This window comes from Microvirga lotononidis (assembly GCF_034627025.1).
GTDB classification, from domain to species: Bacteria; Pseudomonadota; Alphaproteobacteria; order Rhizobiales; family Beijerinckiaceae; genus Microvirga; species Microvirga lotononidis.
Genome location: NZ_CP141048.1, coordinates 4,155,660 through 4,170,401 on the forward strand (window position 1 = coordinate 4,155,660; position 14,742 = coordinate 4,170,401).

Annotated in this window: 12 protein-coding genes; 4 read left to right on the plus strand and 8 right to left on the minus strand. The window is 58.4% G+C overall.

From position 1 onward, the window contains the following. Positions 1-983: 983 nt before the first annotated feature. Positions 984-2,420 (plus strand): MBOAT family O-acyltransferase, encoded by a 1,437-nt coding sequence (locus U0023_RS19650; RefSeq protein WP_009491662.1) that lies wholly within the window; start codon positions 984-986, stop codon positions 2,418-2,420. Positions 2,421-2,433: 13 nt separating this feature from the next. After that, positions 2,434-3,429: a hypothetical protein gene (locus tag U0023_RS19655; RefSeq protein ID WP_040638441.1), complete on the plus strand. Its 996-nt coding sequence runs from the start codon at positions 2,434-2,436 to the stop codon at positions 3,427-3,429. Positions 3,430-3,464: 35 nt separating this feature from the next. On the opposite strand, the gene U0023_RS19660 is transcribed toward U0023_RS19655, so the two are convergent. Beyond that, a complete protein-coding gene (locus tag U0023_RS19660; RefSeq protein WP_009491666.1) occupies positions 3,465-4,259 on the minus strand; it encodes a heparin lyase I family protein in 795 nt (264 codons plus the stop codon). Between the two features lie 623 nt (positions 4,260-4,882). Between U0023_RS19660 and U0023_RS19665 the strand changes: the two genes are divergently transcribed. Both U0023_RS19665 and U0023_RS19670 read left to right on the plus strand, forming a co-directional pair. Further along, positions 4,883-6,154 carry a polysaccharide biosynthesis/export family protein gene (locus U0023_RS19665; protein ID WP_009491668.1) on the plus strand — a complete coding sequence of 424 codons (1,272 nt, stop codon included), beginning with the start codon at positions 4,883-4,885 and terminating at the stop codon, positions 6,152-6,154. Positions 6,155-6,333: 179 nt separating this feature from the next. Continuing rightward, positions 6,334-6,768 carry a VanZ family protein gene (locus U0023_RS19670; protein ID WP_009491669.1) on the plus strand — a complete coding sequence of 145 codons (435 nt, stop codon included), beginning with the start codon at positions 6,334-6,336 and terminating at the stop codon, positions 6,766-6,768. An 11-nt stretch (positions 6,769-6,779) separates the two neighbouring features. Here the strand turns inward: U0023_RS19670 and U0023_RS19675 are convergent, their stop codons facing one another. From U0023_RS19675 to U0023_RS19705, 7 genes are all read right to left on the minus strand, one after another. Beyond that, on the minus strand, positions 6,780-7,610 hold the full coding sequence (locus U0023_RS19675; protein ID WP_052600520.1) for a polysaccharide deacetylase family protein: 831 nt from the start codon (positions 7,608-7,610) through the stop codon (positions 6,780-6,782). 84 nt (positions 7,611-7,694) lie between these two features. Continuing rightward, complete coding sequence (locus tag U0023_RS19680) at positions 7,695-8,783, minus strand: glycosyltransferase family 2 protein (protein ID WP_009491671.1); 1,089 nt, start codon at positions 8,781-8,783, stop codon at positions 7,695-7,697. A gap of 288 nt (positions 8,784-9,071) precedes the next feature. Further along, positions 9,072-10,496, minus strand: coding sequence for a lipopolysaccharide biosynthesis protein (locus U0023_RS19685; RefSeq protein WP_009491672.1), 1,425 nt, complete (start codon positions 10,494-10,496; stop codon positions 9,072-9,074). A 217-nt stretch (positions 10,497-10,713) separates the two neighbouring features. After that, on the minus strand, positions 10,714-11,721 hold the full coding sequence (locus U0023_RS19690) for an SDR family NAD(P)-dependent oxidoreductase (protein WP_009491673.1): 1,008 nt from the start codon (positions 11,719-11,721) through the stop codon (positions 10,714-10,716). Further along, a complete protein-coding gene (locus U0023_RS19695; RefSeq protein WP_009491674.1) occupies positions 11,718-12,491 on the minus strand; it encodes a sugar transferase in 774 nt (257 codons plus the stop codon). Before U0023_RS19695 ends, U0023_RS19690 begins: the two co-directional genes overlap by 4 nt. 10 nt (positions 12,492-12,501) lie before the next feature. Further along, positions 12,502-13,689, minus strand: a complete 1,188-nt coding sequence (locus U0023_RS19700; protein WP_009491675.1) for a DegT/DnrJ/EryC1/StrS family aminotransferase — start codon at positions 13,687-13,689, stop codon at positions 12,502-12,504. A gap of 48 nt (positions 13,690-13,737) precedes the next feature. Beyond that, positions 13,738-14,454: a nucleotidyltransferase family protein gene (locus tag U0023_RS19705; RefSeq protein WP_009491676.1), complete on the minus strand. Its 717-nt coding sequence runs from the start codon at positions 14,452-14,454 to the stop codon at positions 13,738-13,740. Positions 14,455-14,742: the final 288 nt, after the last annotated feature.

Sequence of the window (14,742 nt, forward strand, 5' to 3'; positions counted from 1 at the left end):
GATTATCGATTGGCATATGGTCTTCCAATTGCGGCGTCGATACGTCTTCCAGAGCATATACGGCCGATCTTATTGTTCTTCTGAGACCAATATTAACGAGGCAACTTGCATTCCGTTCATTATGACAGGTCCAGCGCGGTGGTTGAAGTTCCCTGTTGGCAGGATCGACCCTTCCCGAGTGGAACATCCGGAGTAATATGGATGGCTTAGGCCCGGTGAATTCTTGCCGGGTCATCACCCGTAAGATGCAGTACGGCGTGGCATTGGGGTCGAGACGAAGTGGGCGCTGGCTCGCTGCGGCTGGAGATGTGAGCAGAGCGCTTCAAGCCCAGCAGCCGGACGGTAACGGCTGGACAATTGTCCAGGCGTGCTACGGCCTGCCGGCTCCGCGCAAGGCGAGGTCATCGCAACCCGTCGTCTCCGTGGCTTCGATGTACGGCGAAGCGGCTTCACTCTGTCGAAACAGCTTTATACAGCAGCTTGGATCACCGCCCTGCCGTTACGGCACCAATTCCGTCGGCAACTGTTCCGCGCGCTCAGGATGCGCCCGATCATGCCAGGGCGCGCGTCGGATGACCGCAGACGAAGAGTTGCATGAATGCTCGTCCGATAGACGTTTGTCTCCGGAGGAAGCCATTACAGGAACAGGTCTGAAGACCTTTCGAGAGAAATACCCATTTCGACTGGGCCGGCTGTCATAGATACTCCCGGCAGGCTATCTCTTCGTTTGTATTCAAGCGGCGTAAATTTGCCTGTTGCCTTGAAAGACAATAAGCGACAGAACCATAGCCGGAACAATGAGCCTTTCGAAAGCATCCATGTTCCTCGAGATCTTGATCAGATTGGCTCGGCTCTGGGTACGTGCGTCTTACCCGAATGAGCCAATTGTTATCTTCCAAAATCAAGAGCAATGTCTCCCGCGCATATAGGTCAAAAGCGACATATTCAGATCAGCTGATCCGACACTCTTGAACGAGAGAAACATGTTATTCAACAGTTGGACATTCTGGTTGTTTTTTGCCATTGTCCTACCGATTTACTGGCTTCTTCCATTTCGCCTTCAGACATTCTTTTTGCTGGCAGCCAGCTACCTCTTCTATGGATGGTGGGACTGGCGGTTTTTGCCTCTTATTATGTTTTCTACTGTGATGGATTTCTATTTGGGGCTCCTGATAGCATCGACTTCAACGCAAGCGACCAAGCAGCGACTTGTCTGGTTGTCGGTGGCCGTCAACCTGCTTTTGCTTGGCGTCTTCAAATACTACAACTTCTTCTCCAATGAGGTCGTTACGGCGCTCAACTCGATCGGTATCCACGCATCGTTGCCGGTCGTCCAAGTGCTTCTTCCTGTGGGGATATCGTTCTACACCTTTCAGAGCATGAGCTATATTTTCGATATCGCTCGTGGGGTGACAAAACCCGCTACGAGTTTTTGGAACTTTGCTCTCTATGTCTCATTCTTCCCGCATCTCGTCGCCGGGCCGATCATGCGCTCTGGCGCGAAAGGGCAAGATGCCCTTGGACGAGGACTTCTGAAACAGATTGAAACGCCGCGGATCCGTCGGTCGGACGACTTCGCAGTCGGACTTTACTACATCCTTCTAGGTCTTTTCAAAAAGGTCGTGATCGGCGACAACATGGCCGTTCTGGTCAATACCGTCTTCAGTCGCGATACATCCGAGCTCACGGGCCTCGAATGTCTTGTCGGTGTCTATGCCTTTGCGTGGCAGATCTATGCTGACTTCTCAGGCTACAGCTCGATAGCTCAGGGTGTCGCAAGATGGATGGGCATCGACCTGATGGACAACTTCAAGGTTCCCTATCTGGCGATTTCCCCCAGCGATTTCTGGCGCCGCTGGCACATTAGCCTATCCACGTGGTTGCGCGACTACCTTTACATCGCACTGGGCGGCAACCGTGGCGGAGGGTCCATGGTTCTCCGCAACCTCATGATCACGATGATCCTCGGCGGCATCTGGCATGGCGCCAACTGGACCTTCGTGTTCTGGGGCCTCTATCATGGGGCGCTTCTGTCGATCTACAGGTTCATGGGCTGGGAGACAGCAAAGCCGCTCTCTTTCATGGATCGCAGCTGGCGAATTATCCTGATGTTTCATCTTGTCTGCTTCGGCTGGCTTTTGTTCCGTGCCACAAGCATGCACCAGGTGGGTGACTTCCTCTACCTTATGGCTACTGACTGGCGTGTCACTCCGACGGCCGTCGCCATGCTGGGTTTGATCGCATTCTATGCCCTTCCTCTGTTCCTTTTCGAGTATTGGGCGAGCTCTCGTGCGAACAATCTTCTCAGCCTTGCACAAAGCCCCTGGATCGCCCGTGCCGGCGTATACGCGTACGCAGTTCTCATGCTCGTCTTCTTCCAAGCACCGGAAAGCCATGAATTCATCTACTTCCAATTCTAGATCCGAATGGAAAGTGATCGCCAGCGTGCTGGCCGTCCTGCTTCTTGGTGAGGCCGGTCTTTACTTCACTGAGGACTGGCTGTCCCACGACATGCAGCACCTGAGAGAGATACCGGCGATCCTCAGCTTCGTTAAACAAGGGAATGCCCCTCGCATCCTCTTTCTCGGGAATTCGTTGACGCATCGAGGGGTCTTTCCGGATGTCGTGCAGGGAGCATGGGCGAACACAAATCGTTCGGACGCCCGGATCGGTCTCGTTTATCCGGACGACACGATCCTGACCGATTGGCACTACGTGTATCGTCGTTTCGTTCAACCGAGCAGAGCTCAGCCTCAACTGCTCGTCATCTGCTTTGCCGACAAACATCTAGAGGACGGTCCGGTTCATAGTATCGAGCGTCTCGGCGGCGAGTTTGCCGGGCTGGCTTTCGCCTCGGAAGCCCTCTCGCACGACGTCCTCTCTCTCAGCGATCGGGCCAGATACATGCTCGGCGCTACGTCACGGCTCTGGGCCAACAGAGAGCGTATTCAGAAACGCATCCTCACGATGATTCCGGGTTATCAGGAGCTTGCTCCGGTCATCAACAATTACTTCCGCAGCAGCAAGCAGGGCGAAGCGCGCGCGAAGCCTCCCACTTACAATAAGCTCGCCAGATTCCTCGATATCGTCGCAAGTGATGGCATCAAAGTCGTGTTCGTCGCCACACCTCTTCCCGAGCGATATCCGCTGCCTGAGGACCTCCACAATACCATCAGCCGGGGCGGCGCAGAGCTCGTCGATCTGCAAGGCATCGAGCGCACCGGTCCCGACGATTTTCTCGACGGATACCATCTCGCCCCCGCGGCGGCCGAGCGTTTCTCCAAAGCTCTCGGCATGACGCTGGTCAATAACGACTACGCGCATAATGCTCTTTGGGGCGCGCGCATCCAAGACGCCGAGAGAGATTCCGTCAGTCACCTGCAGTCCGATCCTGCATCATGGCACGATGATCTTCGTCTCGTGAAATGACGCATCGCTCCGGATCTTCTGAATGTCGATAAGCCCTAGTTCCCGTCGCTGTGTCCGGCGGAACCGTAGGTCAGGTCGATGTCCTTGTAGTTGACGGCGAAGCTCTCGCCGCCGGTCGGGGACTTGCGGTAGGCACCCATCTCCCAGTGCGACTCGGTGGCGTTGGTGTAGCCGATCTTGCCTGTGTAGTTGGCGATCTTGGCGCCGTCGCGCCAGACATAGGCATGGCCGTTGCTGCCGGCGGCGTCGAGCTGGACGTCGACCTCCATGTCGTACCACTTGCCGCGCTGGATGTCGGCGGTGTCGAGGTAGATGGTCTTCTCGACCGGCGAGCTCGAGGTGCCGTACTTGATCACCACGGCCATCTTGTCGTTGCCCATGAACTTGATCTCGAAGGGCGGCGTGCCTCCGGTGAAGAGCTGGCCGGTGACGAGCCACTGGGCGGTGTTCTTGGCGCCCGGCTCGATCATCATCTTGTACGTCGCGTGGAAGTGGCTGCCCTCGCCCGTCAGCTTGTGGTTCGACGTCTCGCCCATCTCAGAACGTTCAATTCCTTCCTCGTCCGTCCAGGAGGCCGACCGGTACCGGTCTCCCCGGCGAACCTCGAACCGAAGGATGTCATCGTCGAGCATTTGGAAGTTGTGCGGGCTGGAGGCGGCGATCCGGTAAATCATCCCTTGATACTGAATAACCTCCTGCTCCAGGACGGAGGCTGACCATTGCAGCAATGAAAACGAGAGGTGGGTCGTGGCGATCGAGGCGAGTGCACGGGATTGATACCGGATGAGGAGCAGCGCAAGGGCGCTAATCGAGATGACCGTGACGGTCAAGATTAGCCCAATCCGTGTTCGACCTGTACGCATCATCGTTCAAACCCGTTCCTCAATGCACCTGGCTGCGCGATGAAATCCGCCTCGCCTCGATCGCGCATCCCTGTCCGGCTCAGAGCTTACTTTCCTAGCCATCTGAGCGCCTGAATAGTGGTAGCGGAAGCGATCGTGAGTCAAAATTGCACCGAAGAATGACCGCTTGAGCGATCCTAAGCCATATCGAGCCCCTTGTCCCTTGTACGGATCGACACGAAAGAACAGGAGAGGGCTCCATTTGCGGGGTCGTGCGGCCCGACATCTTCTGCTTCCAAAGGGCCTTCTGCGGCAAGAGGGGCAGGAGAGGATCCGATCCGCGCTACTCACCAACTTGGTATTACCGCCCCAGGATAGTATGGGCCGGGCCTCCAATCTTCTATAAATTCTATTCTCCCGTGGTGGGAACGGTACCGAGCGTGTCGAAGCACTCGTTAATCTGCCAAGGCTCAGAACAGCCATGGGGATACCCATCGCTGGGACTTTTCGCGGCGGTACGATGGGCGTCGTGGAGCCGTACCGGTCATCGTCGGTGGGGTGCTGGGCGCGTGAGCCCAGTTGGTGGACACAGATTTCTCGGAGCAAACCTTATGCCGTTCTTTCATGACTCCGTTCGCGCTGGCCTCGTGTCGTTGACCCGACTGCTTGCAGCGGTGCCGGTGCTCATGGGGCTCAATGCGACCGGGGCTTGGGCGTCCTATCTCGTGGCGCCAGGCGACGTCATCGAGCTGTCCGTCGTCGGGCTGCCGGAGCTTCGTCAGCGAGCGACCGTCAACATGGAGGGACAGGTCTCGCTTCCACTGATTGGACTGGTCAACGTGGCCGGGCTCACCCTGAACGACCTCCAGAGCAAATTGAGGAACGACCTGACCAATAAGACAGTCCGCAACAGAGCCCAGGACGGGAGCGAGCGGGCCGTCTATATCTACCCGGAGGAAATCACCGTCACGATCGCCGAGAACCGGCCCATCTACGTGAACGGAGACGTCTCGCGGCCCGGCGAACTCCCATACCGGGCCAAAATGACGATCCGCCAAGCGATCGCGCTCGCCGGAGGATTGGACGTCATGCGCGCCCGAGCCGGCGTAGACCCTGCCATGCAGGAAGTGGATCTGCAGGCGGAAGGCCGCCTGCTTCATGCCGAGTACCTTCGGCAGCAGGCCGTCGTCGCGCGCCTATCCGGGGAGTTGAGCGGGGCGCCCAGCAAGAGCGCCGACGGCGCCGGTTCTGGAGGTCAGCCCCTGACGAAGGTGCAGCGCGCGCAGATGGAACAGCTGGACATCGCCCTGGAGGATTACAAGAAGGAAGTTGCGTCCCTTCAGAAATCGGTCGAGCAGACGCAGTCGCAGATCGGCACCCTCGAGCGGTTGCGGGAGGAGCTGATGCAAAGCTACCAGCAGCAGGCCGCCGATGTTGCCCGATTGAGGCAGAATCTGGAGAAGGGTCTGACCTCCATCGGGCGGCTCTCCGAGGAGCAGCGGGCGCTCAGCTTCGTCTCCGAACGGCTGCTCCAGACGGAAGCGAACCTCACCATCGCCAGGCGAGGCGAGGAAGAACAGAAGCGGCAGCTGCAGCGTGTCGACGATCAGCGACGGCTGAGGCTGGTCCGGGAGCGCGAGGAAGCGGAGAACCGGCTGGCCGACATTCGTACGAGGATCCAGGCTGCCGGCGACAAACTCATGCATGTCGGAGCGTTGAAGTCCCGAGGCCAGGAGAACACGACCGACAATCCCAGCTTCAAGATTTTCAGGAAGGATGGGAACACCTGGTCCGGCTCCGACGCGGTCTACGATACGGAGCTCATGCCAGGCGACGTCGTCGAGGTCATGCTTCCGCGTGAAATCTTCAAGGCAACCGAATGATGCGAGCTGTCGATGTCACGGGTATTTGCCATGGTCCCGCGGACTGACGGCTGGTTGAGCCGCCGGTCCGATGCCGCCTCCGGCTTGCCTGCCGGAAGCGCATATCGAGCAGCTTCGACCGCAGTTTCGTCGGAGAACGGCATCGCGATCGCCATCTTCAAAATCCAAAGGAGTGTCCTGTGCTGAGCGTCTTCCGTCAACGGAACCTGCGTATCTGTGCATGGTTCTGCGTCGTGCTGCTCGCGTACTTGTCACTGATCCCCGGGGATCTTGAAATCCGGACCGGTGCTCCGACCCGGCTCGAGCATTTCGCCGCGTACTTCGGCGCTACGTTGTTCTTCATGTTCGGATATCCGCGGAGACGAGTCTTCGCCGCCATATCCCTCATGGTTTACGCCTGTTGCCTCGAGTTGGGCCAACTGATCTCGCCAGGACGATTTGCGAGCGCCATCGATGCAACGGCAAGTATGATGGGAGTCGGCGCGGCAGGAGCGCTGTCGGTCCTGATCTCGGCTTCGGTTCTGGTTTCAGGACCGAGCTTTCCCGGGGAGCGACACGACCTAACGAAGCGTCTGCTGGAAGAACGGAGCGACCATTCGCATTGGCAGAAGTGAGCGAAAGGTCTTCACAGTAAATAGCGATGCTGACGATCTAGGATGAGCTTACGAAGCTTCAGGTAAGTCTCTCCGCCGGCAAGCTTTATCGCCTTCTTCAACTCCCATGCAACCGCCTCACGCACGATCGCAAGCCGGCGGCCCGACGCAATTGCGGTGACTTTGGTCAGCGGCGTCCGTCGGTAGATCGAGAAGCGGCCATAGACGCGCAGTCCATTCACCATCGTCATGCGAGTCGTAGGTTCCGAGGTGAAGAGGTCCGTCAAGCCCGATGCGGCGGCCGCGATTGCAATGTTCTCCGAGTAGTAGCCACCTGGGACCGAACCGGCCGTGACCGGCTTGTCCAGGATCTCCGACAAGACCATCCGGCTTCGGTGCCACTCGTCGCGCAATATCTGCGGGGAACATGCCGACATCCGTCGCGGGTGGCTGCAGGAGTGTGTGCCGATGATGTGTCCTCTTGAGGTGAGGTCGCGAATCTGCGCCGACGTCATGAAACCTTTGCGCCCGATATAATCGGTCGTGACGAAGAAATGTCCGCGCCAGCCTTTTCGCTCGAGCGCATCCGCAATGATGTTCGCCGCGCTAACGCCACCGTCGTCGAACGTAATCAATAGGGGCGTTGCATCATCCACATGCGAGCTTCTGAGTTGTGGTAACAGGATCGGCGAAGCTGCCGTGGCCGCGATGGCGTCGAGATGGCGTGCAAATACACGCGCAGGTAGCTTGTACAACGCCGGGCCACCGCCCGGAAAGCCGCTGGCGTCGGGGTGTTCTTCGACAACGTCGTGATATGTCAGCACGCGCGGCATGGCGGCTGTTACCTCCCGTTCCATCAGCATTCCCGGATACATTCTGAATGGCCCTTTGCTATACCTCCAGTTACTTTGAAGAAAGGGCTGCTTTATTCCCTCCCTGCCAATCCGCTAAGCCGGTTTTAGGGCAGCCCATTCTCCCCGATCATGCCACCGGTTCCAGAAGCGGATCAAGCCGACCAGAAAGCCGAATCCATAGGACAGATGGAGGATTCCGTACGCTAAAGAGAGACGGGGCATGAGGCGCCAGCCGGCCTGCCGGGCGGTTAGCGTCGATGCTATGAGGTTCGCGACAAGATAGCTTCCCAGGACAAGCGCCAAGCCCCATGCCGCCCAAGCGAAGAAGGGAGACAGGACAAACGTGGCGAGCAGAGCTGCCGCGAGGAGAGGAGGTGCGAACTGGCGGGGACGCATCTGGAGAGGGTGCTTCTGCATGACCCTGATCTTCCAGTAGCCGTATTGGTAGTACTGCCTCCAGAGCGAGCGGGGCGTGCTGCGGTTGTAGTACTTCGACTTTATGCTCGGGCAGAGCAGAATCTTGCCGCCGTGCTCGAGAAGGCGATAGTTGAACTCGTCGTCCTGGTTGCGCACCTGCTCTTCGTCGAAAAGTCCGATCCGCTCGAAGACCTGCCGGGGCCAGGCACCCATCGAAACGGTATCGCTCCACTCTTCGTGATCCGAGTAGTGAAAACGGCCGTGCCCAACGCCGAAACCCGTCCCGGTCGCCCAGGACACCGCCTCGCCGAACGGTCCTTCGCTCACGGTCTCCATTCGGCCGCCCACGTGGTCGGCCCCCGAACGTTGAAGGGCCTCGATACATTGCCGAACATGGTCCGGTTCCAGAAAGGTATGGCCGTCGACACGAACGATGACGTCGCCGCGCGCCTGCGCCAGCCCGGCATTGAGGCCGGTCGACGCGATGCGCCCCGGATTGTCGACAATCATGACAGAAACGTCCGGATGCGAACCCGCGATACGGGCAATGATGTCGCGGGTGTCATCCGTCGACATGCCGTCCGCGATCAGGACTTCCATCCGATCGCCGGGGTAATCCTGCGCAAGCACTGCGCCGAGGCTCGCCTCGATGAAACGCGATTCATTCCGGATTGGCATGATAACGCTGACGAAGGGGTAATCGGATGAGGAGGATTGCCTCTCGTCGTGGTAGCTGTCGATCAGAGGTCCATCTACGTAGTTCATCGACTATTCTCTTTTCTGACGCAAACGTCACCGTCGGCAAAGGGCATCGGATTCAGACGTCACTCGGAACCGCTTTGTCAGGGTGGCAGATCAAAGGGAACGACATGCGTGGCACCAGGGCATCAAGTAGAATCGAGCAATGCGCTATCCAATTGTATCCTCCATCAAGCTGTGGTGTCTTTTGCCCTCAAGGGGTGCTCCCAAGTATGACTAGACAATTCATGCTCTGCGGAGTTTCGATGCCACATCAGGAATAGACTCCGTCCGATGAACAGATCAGGAGCCGCATCACCCGGCACGGACGCGGCTGTTGGACAGGACGAGGCACACGAGGATCTGCGCGAGGGTCGCGCCTGATCCCGCAAGTGCAAACAGAGCGATCGCGGCGAGATCGCTTTGGAGATACAGCGCGCCGAAGGCCAGAGCGCCGGCCCGAAGAGCCGTGGTGCCGACCTCGTACACGAGGAGGTGACCTTGCAGGTTCATCAGTGGAACTGCGCTCAGCGTCGGCACCGCTATGAACGCAAAGTAGGAAGACAGCGCCAGCCAGCGCGCATACTCGCCGGCGATCACCCATTCGGCTCCGAAGACCAATCCAAACAGCCACGGCCCGGTCACTGCGACAAACCCGAACGGCAACAGCCCGATCGCGGCGAGAGCGACGGTCCCCCTGAGCAGGATCGGTCGCAGAGCGTCCGATTCGTGGCTGGCCTTGGCAATGCGGGCAAGGAATACGGGCCCCGCCGCTTCCGCGATGACGGTATTGGGAAGTTGAATGACGCGGGTCGACAGGAGGTAGAAGCCGGCGGCCGATGGGCCGACGAGGGAGGCAAGCATCAGCGACGGGATCGTATAGGACAGGTCGCGGAACCATTTCTGGGGCGCGCGGAAGAGGGGAAAATCACGGTAGCGGTAGGCCACGGCCCGCAGGGAGTTCGCCGTAGGCGGAGAATCCGATGGGTGAGCCGAAGCCTCCTCCCGCCGCATGATGGAGGGACGCGCTCGGAACCATAGCAGGATCGTTTGCAGAAGCTTTGATAGAATGCCGAGCACCAGGAGCACCGGGGCCGTGGCCGACACGAACCCGATCGACACCTTCGAGACGTTGTTCGCCAGCGCCTCGATGATGTTGATGCGTGAGATTTCGTTGAACTTGCCCTGTCGGTAAAGCCAGTGATGAAGCGGCTGGCACAAGCCTGAGAGCAAGATCAGGACTGGAGCGAAGAACAGCAGGTCCGGCGAAGCACTGAATCCTATGGCAGCCGCGATCTCATGCCGGAAGACCCCGAAAACCAGAAGCGAGATTGCAGATATGACGATCGAAATGAGAGCGGAAAGCTTGAGGAGCGATCGGGCCTCCGTGCCGGATGGAGGCAGAACGATCGCGGTCCCGTACATGAGATCCGCAAAGGAGCCGATAATCATAACCGTCGCGGTGAAGACGCCGACCGCGCCAAAGGCCTCAGGACCGTAGAGACGCGTAATCAGAGGAGAGAAGGCGATCGTGAGGAACTGAGCCGTTGCAGCCCCTCCGACGGCCACACTTGCGCTGCGGATGAAGGGGTGCTTTCTCAGCGTGTGAAACTGCCCGGTCGCCCGGTCGACGACACGGCGAAAAGCCCCCGCATTAGTGCCGTTGGAAAGGGAACCGTCCTCCATCGTAGAGTGGATGGGAGGCGCGAGATCCGCGCTGTGAGAGTTTCCGCGCCACATCTGAACTGCTCGATCCCCCATTCTCCGATACTGTCCGGTCGTTTCGGGCGCTGGCAGCCGCAGGATCCTTGCCGCTTGCGCGAGCATCCTGCGGCTGCCGCTTTCATCTCAGCGAGATGTCCAACCGTACGGTTCGGAAACTACAATGCCTGGCGGTCCGTTCGTGGGCATTGGACCGCACGAAACGATCGCATGGCGCTCTTGGCCAGGAACAGCTCTAGGTGCTGAAGCCTGCGTCTCGCCGGACGAGGCCGCGATCAATACGGTCCCGCCACCAGTTAATCGTTCGTTCTAGACCATCGGACAGACGCACCCGCGGCTGCCATCCAGCCTCCCGATGGAGCCGGCTGCTATCAGCCAGGAGGGCACGCACCTCGGAATTCACCGGCCGGAGGCGCTGGGGATCCTGAACGACAGGTTTGCCGCAGTTCGTCGCTTCCAGGATCAGGTTGATCAGGTCTGCAACCGTGACGGCGGAACCGCTTCCCGCATTGTACGCTTTGCCGAATTCGATATTGGGTGCGGATCCGAGGGTGAGGAACGCGGCGACCGTATCCTGAACGAACGTCAGATCACGAACCGGAGATGTATCGCCAACGCGGATCTCGTGACAGTTTCGGTCAAGGGCTTGCCGTATGATGGTCGGGATGATGGCACGCTCGCTCTGACGAGGGCCGAAGGTATTGAATGGTCGGAGGATGGCTACGGGCAGATCGAACGACCGAGCGAAGGCTTCCGACATCATGTCGGCACCGATCTTCGAGGCCGAATAGGGCGATTGTCCCTGTAGGGGATGGGACTCGCTGATCGGCATCGTGATGGCCGTCCCGTAAACCTCGCTGGTGGACGTATGGACCACACGCCTGACCCCGAACTCTCGCGCCGCCTCGAGGACGTTGAGGGTCCCGACGATGTTGGTTTCCACGTACGCATGAGGCGTGCTGTACGATTGAGGGATCGCGATCAGAGCGCCGAGGTGGAAGACGACGTCCTGATCGCGCACGATCCGGCGTATGAACGCGGAGTCGCGCAGATCGCCACGGATCAGCTTCGCGCGGGACCGGGCATCGTCCGGGAGGTCGTCGAGCCATCCGTAGCTGTCATAGGAATTGTACAGGCTCAAAGCCGTCACTTTGGCCGACTGGGCGATAAGAGCTTCCGCCAGGTGAGAGCCGATGAAGCCGTCTGCGCCGGTGATGAGAACCCTGGTGCCTTCGTATCTCACGCTTCAGTACCCCGTGTCTTGGCCGCATTATGGATCGTCAGAGGAGACTTCGGTGGCGGGATCATCACGTGCGGACTCTCACCATGGACGTTTGCCAGTTTCGCTCTCGGCAGTCTGGGACCGATACGAAGGACGGCGAGCACGCCATAAACGAGCCACATGATGTCCTGAAGGAAGCTCCGCTGAGAATAGTATTGCAGGTCAATGAGCGCCTTGGCTGGAAAGATCTCCCGACGGTAGAACTCGGTTGGATCGGAATCTCGCGGATAAAGGGCGTTCTCATTTCGGAAGGTGACCTGGCTTGGCCCGAGAATGCCGGGTTTGTGATCCAGCACTTCCGTGAAAGTGCCTGTGAAGCAATCTGCGAACGCCATGGATTCCGGACGAGGGCCGATGACCGACATGTCGCCCCGGAGGGTGTTCCAGAGCTGCGGCAGCTCGTCGAACTTCGAGGATGCCAGGAAGTTTCCGACGGAGGTCAGCCTCGGGTCCTTCTGCAAGGTGAGCGGAGGGCCACTCGTTCCGCTATCCTTGTGAAATTTGCGGAACTTGTACATGTGGAAGGGGCGACCGTGCTTACCGAGGCGCACCTGCTTGAAGAAGATCGGGCGCCCGCTCTCCAGCCAGATCGCCGCGACGATCAACAGCAGAGCGGGAGCTAGGAGGATAAGACAAAGGGCGGAAAAGACAATGTCGAATAAACGCCGCGTCGCCTCCGAGCCCAACCGAAGGACAGTCGATAAACGGCCCTGGGCTTGCGATTTCAGCATTGATCTGACCTCACTCACAATGAACCGACTTCGCAAGGGCCTGCGTGACCCGTTCTACATGGGCGTCATTCAGACGGGGGAAAAGTGGAAGCGTCAGTTCGCGCTCGCTGTATTCCTCTGTCTTCGGAAGCTTTACCGAGGGAAGTCGCTCACGATAGTACGAGAACAGATGAGCGGGAGGATAATGAATCGTCGTCTGAATGCCCGCGTCACGCAGCGACTTGATCACGCGGGATCTATCGACGTCGCCCGGTAGGATCACAGGCATGATATGGTAGGACGACGTCGTGTTTTCATCGAAAGGAACCACGACTTCGGGGACATATTCTTCCAGAAGAGCCCGGTATAGGTTCGTCAATTGCCTTCTTTTGAGGTTCCAGGCTTCGAGGTTCTTCAGCTGCACGATCCCAATCGCGGCCCTCAGCTCGTCCATTCGGAAGTTGAAACCCAGCATGATCATGTCGTAGCCGGGCCCCGATCCGTTATGGCGCTGGAACGTGCCGCTCGTCAGGCCATGGCCGCGCATCTTCCGCATCCGATCGCGAAGGTCCGGATCGGATGCGATGATCGCGCCACCTTCCGCGGTCGTCATGTTCTTGTTGCCATAGAAGCTTAGCGCCGCCGCAACGCTGTAGGTTCCGACTTCCTTGAGACCGGTCGCATGAGCGGCATCCTCGATGAGCAGTAAACCTCGCCGATCCGCGAACTCCTTCCAGGCGGGGAGGTCCGCCAGGTAGCCCGCGTAGTGAACGAGGATGATCGCCCTCGTCCTCTCCGTGCACTTACTCTCCGCCTCTTCCAAGGACATCAAGGGGTTATCGAGAGACTCGATGTCCACGAGAACCGGCTTGGCGCCGACATACAGAACGCAATTGATCGTAGCCACAAAGGTTAGAGAGGGAACCAAGACTTCATCGCCCGGACCGATTCCGAGCGCATGGAGGATGAGGTGCAGACCAGCGGTACAGGAATTGACGGCGATCGTCTCATCCACGGCGTGTATCTTCGCAAGATCTTCCTCGAAGCGTTGGACCCGCTCCCCCATTGTTATCCAGCCGCTGTCGATCACCTCACACAGGGCTTCTTTCTCGTCCGACCCGAGCACAGGATCTGCCACTGGGATAAAGGAGAAGTCGGTGACAGGTGTCAGAGGTGCTTCGTTGATATCGACCTTCGTGGCGGGTGCCGCTGCGAGCATGATGATCTCCGATGAACGAACTCGTTATGCTGATGGTATGCTTGCGTTTCAAACGGCGGCCGCCGCCAGCGATGGGACCTGATCGTCCCAGTCGATTTCCTGTGCCTTGTGAAAATCCTCGACCCGGCCGATATCCAGCCAGAGCCCCTGATGCTTGTAGATGTGGACAGGAACGCTTCTCTCCATCATGCAGAACACGAGGTCGTCGAAACCGAAGGGCATGCCGGAGGGAATGTAACGCAACACCTCCGGCTCCATGCAGTATGCTCCCATGCTGACGCAATTCGAAAGCGTGGGCTTCTCGCGAAACCGCGTCACGACCCCGTCGACATCGTCAACCACACCGAAATCCATCTTCGTGGTTCTCGTCGTCGTGGCAATCGTAAGAGGATGACCGTGGCTGCGGTGGAAGGAGCTAAAAGCGTTGAGGCTGAGATCCGTCAGAACGTCGCCATTCAGAACGAGAAACGTGCAGTCCAGCTTGTCTCGAAGAAGCGTCAGGGGGCCTATGGTGCCGAGCGGCTCTGTCTCCTGAGTGTAGGTGATGTTCATGCCCCATTGCTTGCCGTCGCCGCAGAAGCTACGGATCAGGTGGCCCAGGTATCCGGTCGTGATGTAGATGTCTTCGATGCCGTTACGCCGCAGCCACTTCAGAAGTAGTTCGATGACGGGCTTGGCTCCGATTGGCATCAATGGCTTCGGTAGAACCGATGTGTATGGCCTCAGGCGCGTTCCTCTTCCCCCCGACTGAATGACGGCCTTCATCCGTGCCTCCCTTTCCTCAAATCTGACATGTCTGACATAATGATTTCGGCGGAATGAGCCGCTTCACGCGCTCGTGTGAATGTCGCTGTTCAGGACGACGATCATGTCCTGTCTGAACCTTGGGGTTTCGGAAGCCAACTTCACTGCGGTCTCACTGCGAAATGCTCTATAAGGCCATTGAAAGATAGCATTGCAGCTGTGGTGAGCATAGCAGATGTGGAGCCATATTATGAGTTAACTCTAGAGATGGCGGTGGTGCTACGAATGTATTCTTTACGGTAAAACTTA

Excerpts from the sequence above, each read along its gene's own strand:
- U0023_RS19650 (WP_009491662.1), top strand. The coding sequence starts at position 984 with ATGTTATTCAACAGTTGGACATTCTGGTTGTTTTTTGCCATTGTCCTA.
- U0023_RS19680 (WP_009491671.1), bottom strand. The coding sequence starts at position 8,783 with ATGAACTACGTAGATGGACCTCTGATCGACAGCTACCACGACGAGAGG.
- U0023_RS19675 (WP_052600520.1), bottom strand. The coding sequence starts at position 7,610 with ATGCTGATGGAACGGGAGGTAACAGCCGCCATGCCGCGCGTGCTGACA.
- U0023_RS19665 (WP_009491668.1), top strand. The coding sequence starts at position 4,883 with ATGCCGTTCTTTCATGACTCCGTTCGCGCTGGCCTCGTGTCGTTGACC.
- U0023_RS19705 (WP_009491676.1), bottom strand. The coding sequence starts at position 14,454 with ATGAAGGCCGTCATTCAGTCGGGGGGAAGAGGAACGCGCCTGAGGCCA.
- U0023_RS19700 (WP_009491675.1), bottom strand. The coding sequence starts at position 13,689 with ATGCTCGCAGCGGCACCCGCCACGAAGGTCGATATCAACGAAGCACCT.
- U0023_RS19685 (WP_009491672.1), bottom strand. The coding sequence starts at position 10,496 with ATGTGGCGCGGAAACTCTCACAGCGCGGATCTCGCGCCTCCCATCCAC.
- U0023_RS19695 (WP_009491674.1), bottom strand. The coding sequence starts at position 12,491 with ATGCTGAAATCGCAAGCCCAGGGCCGTTTATCGACTGTCCTTCGGTTG.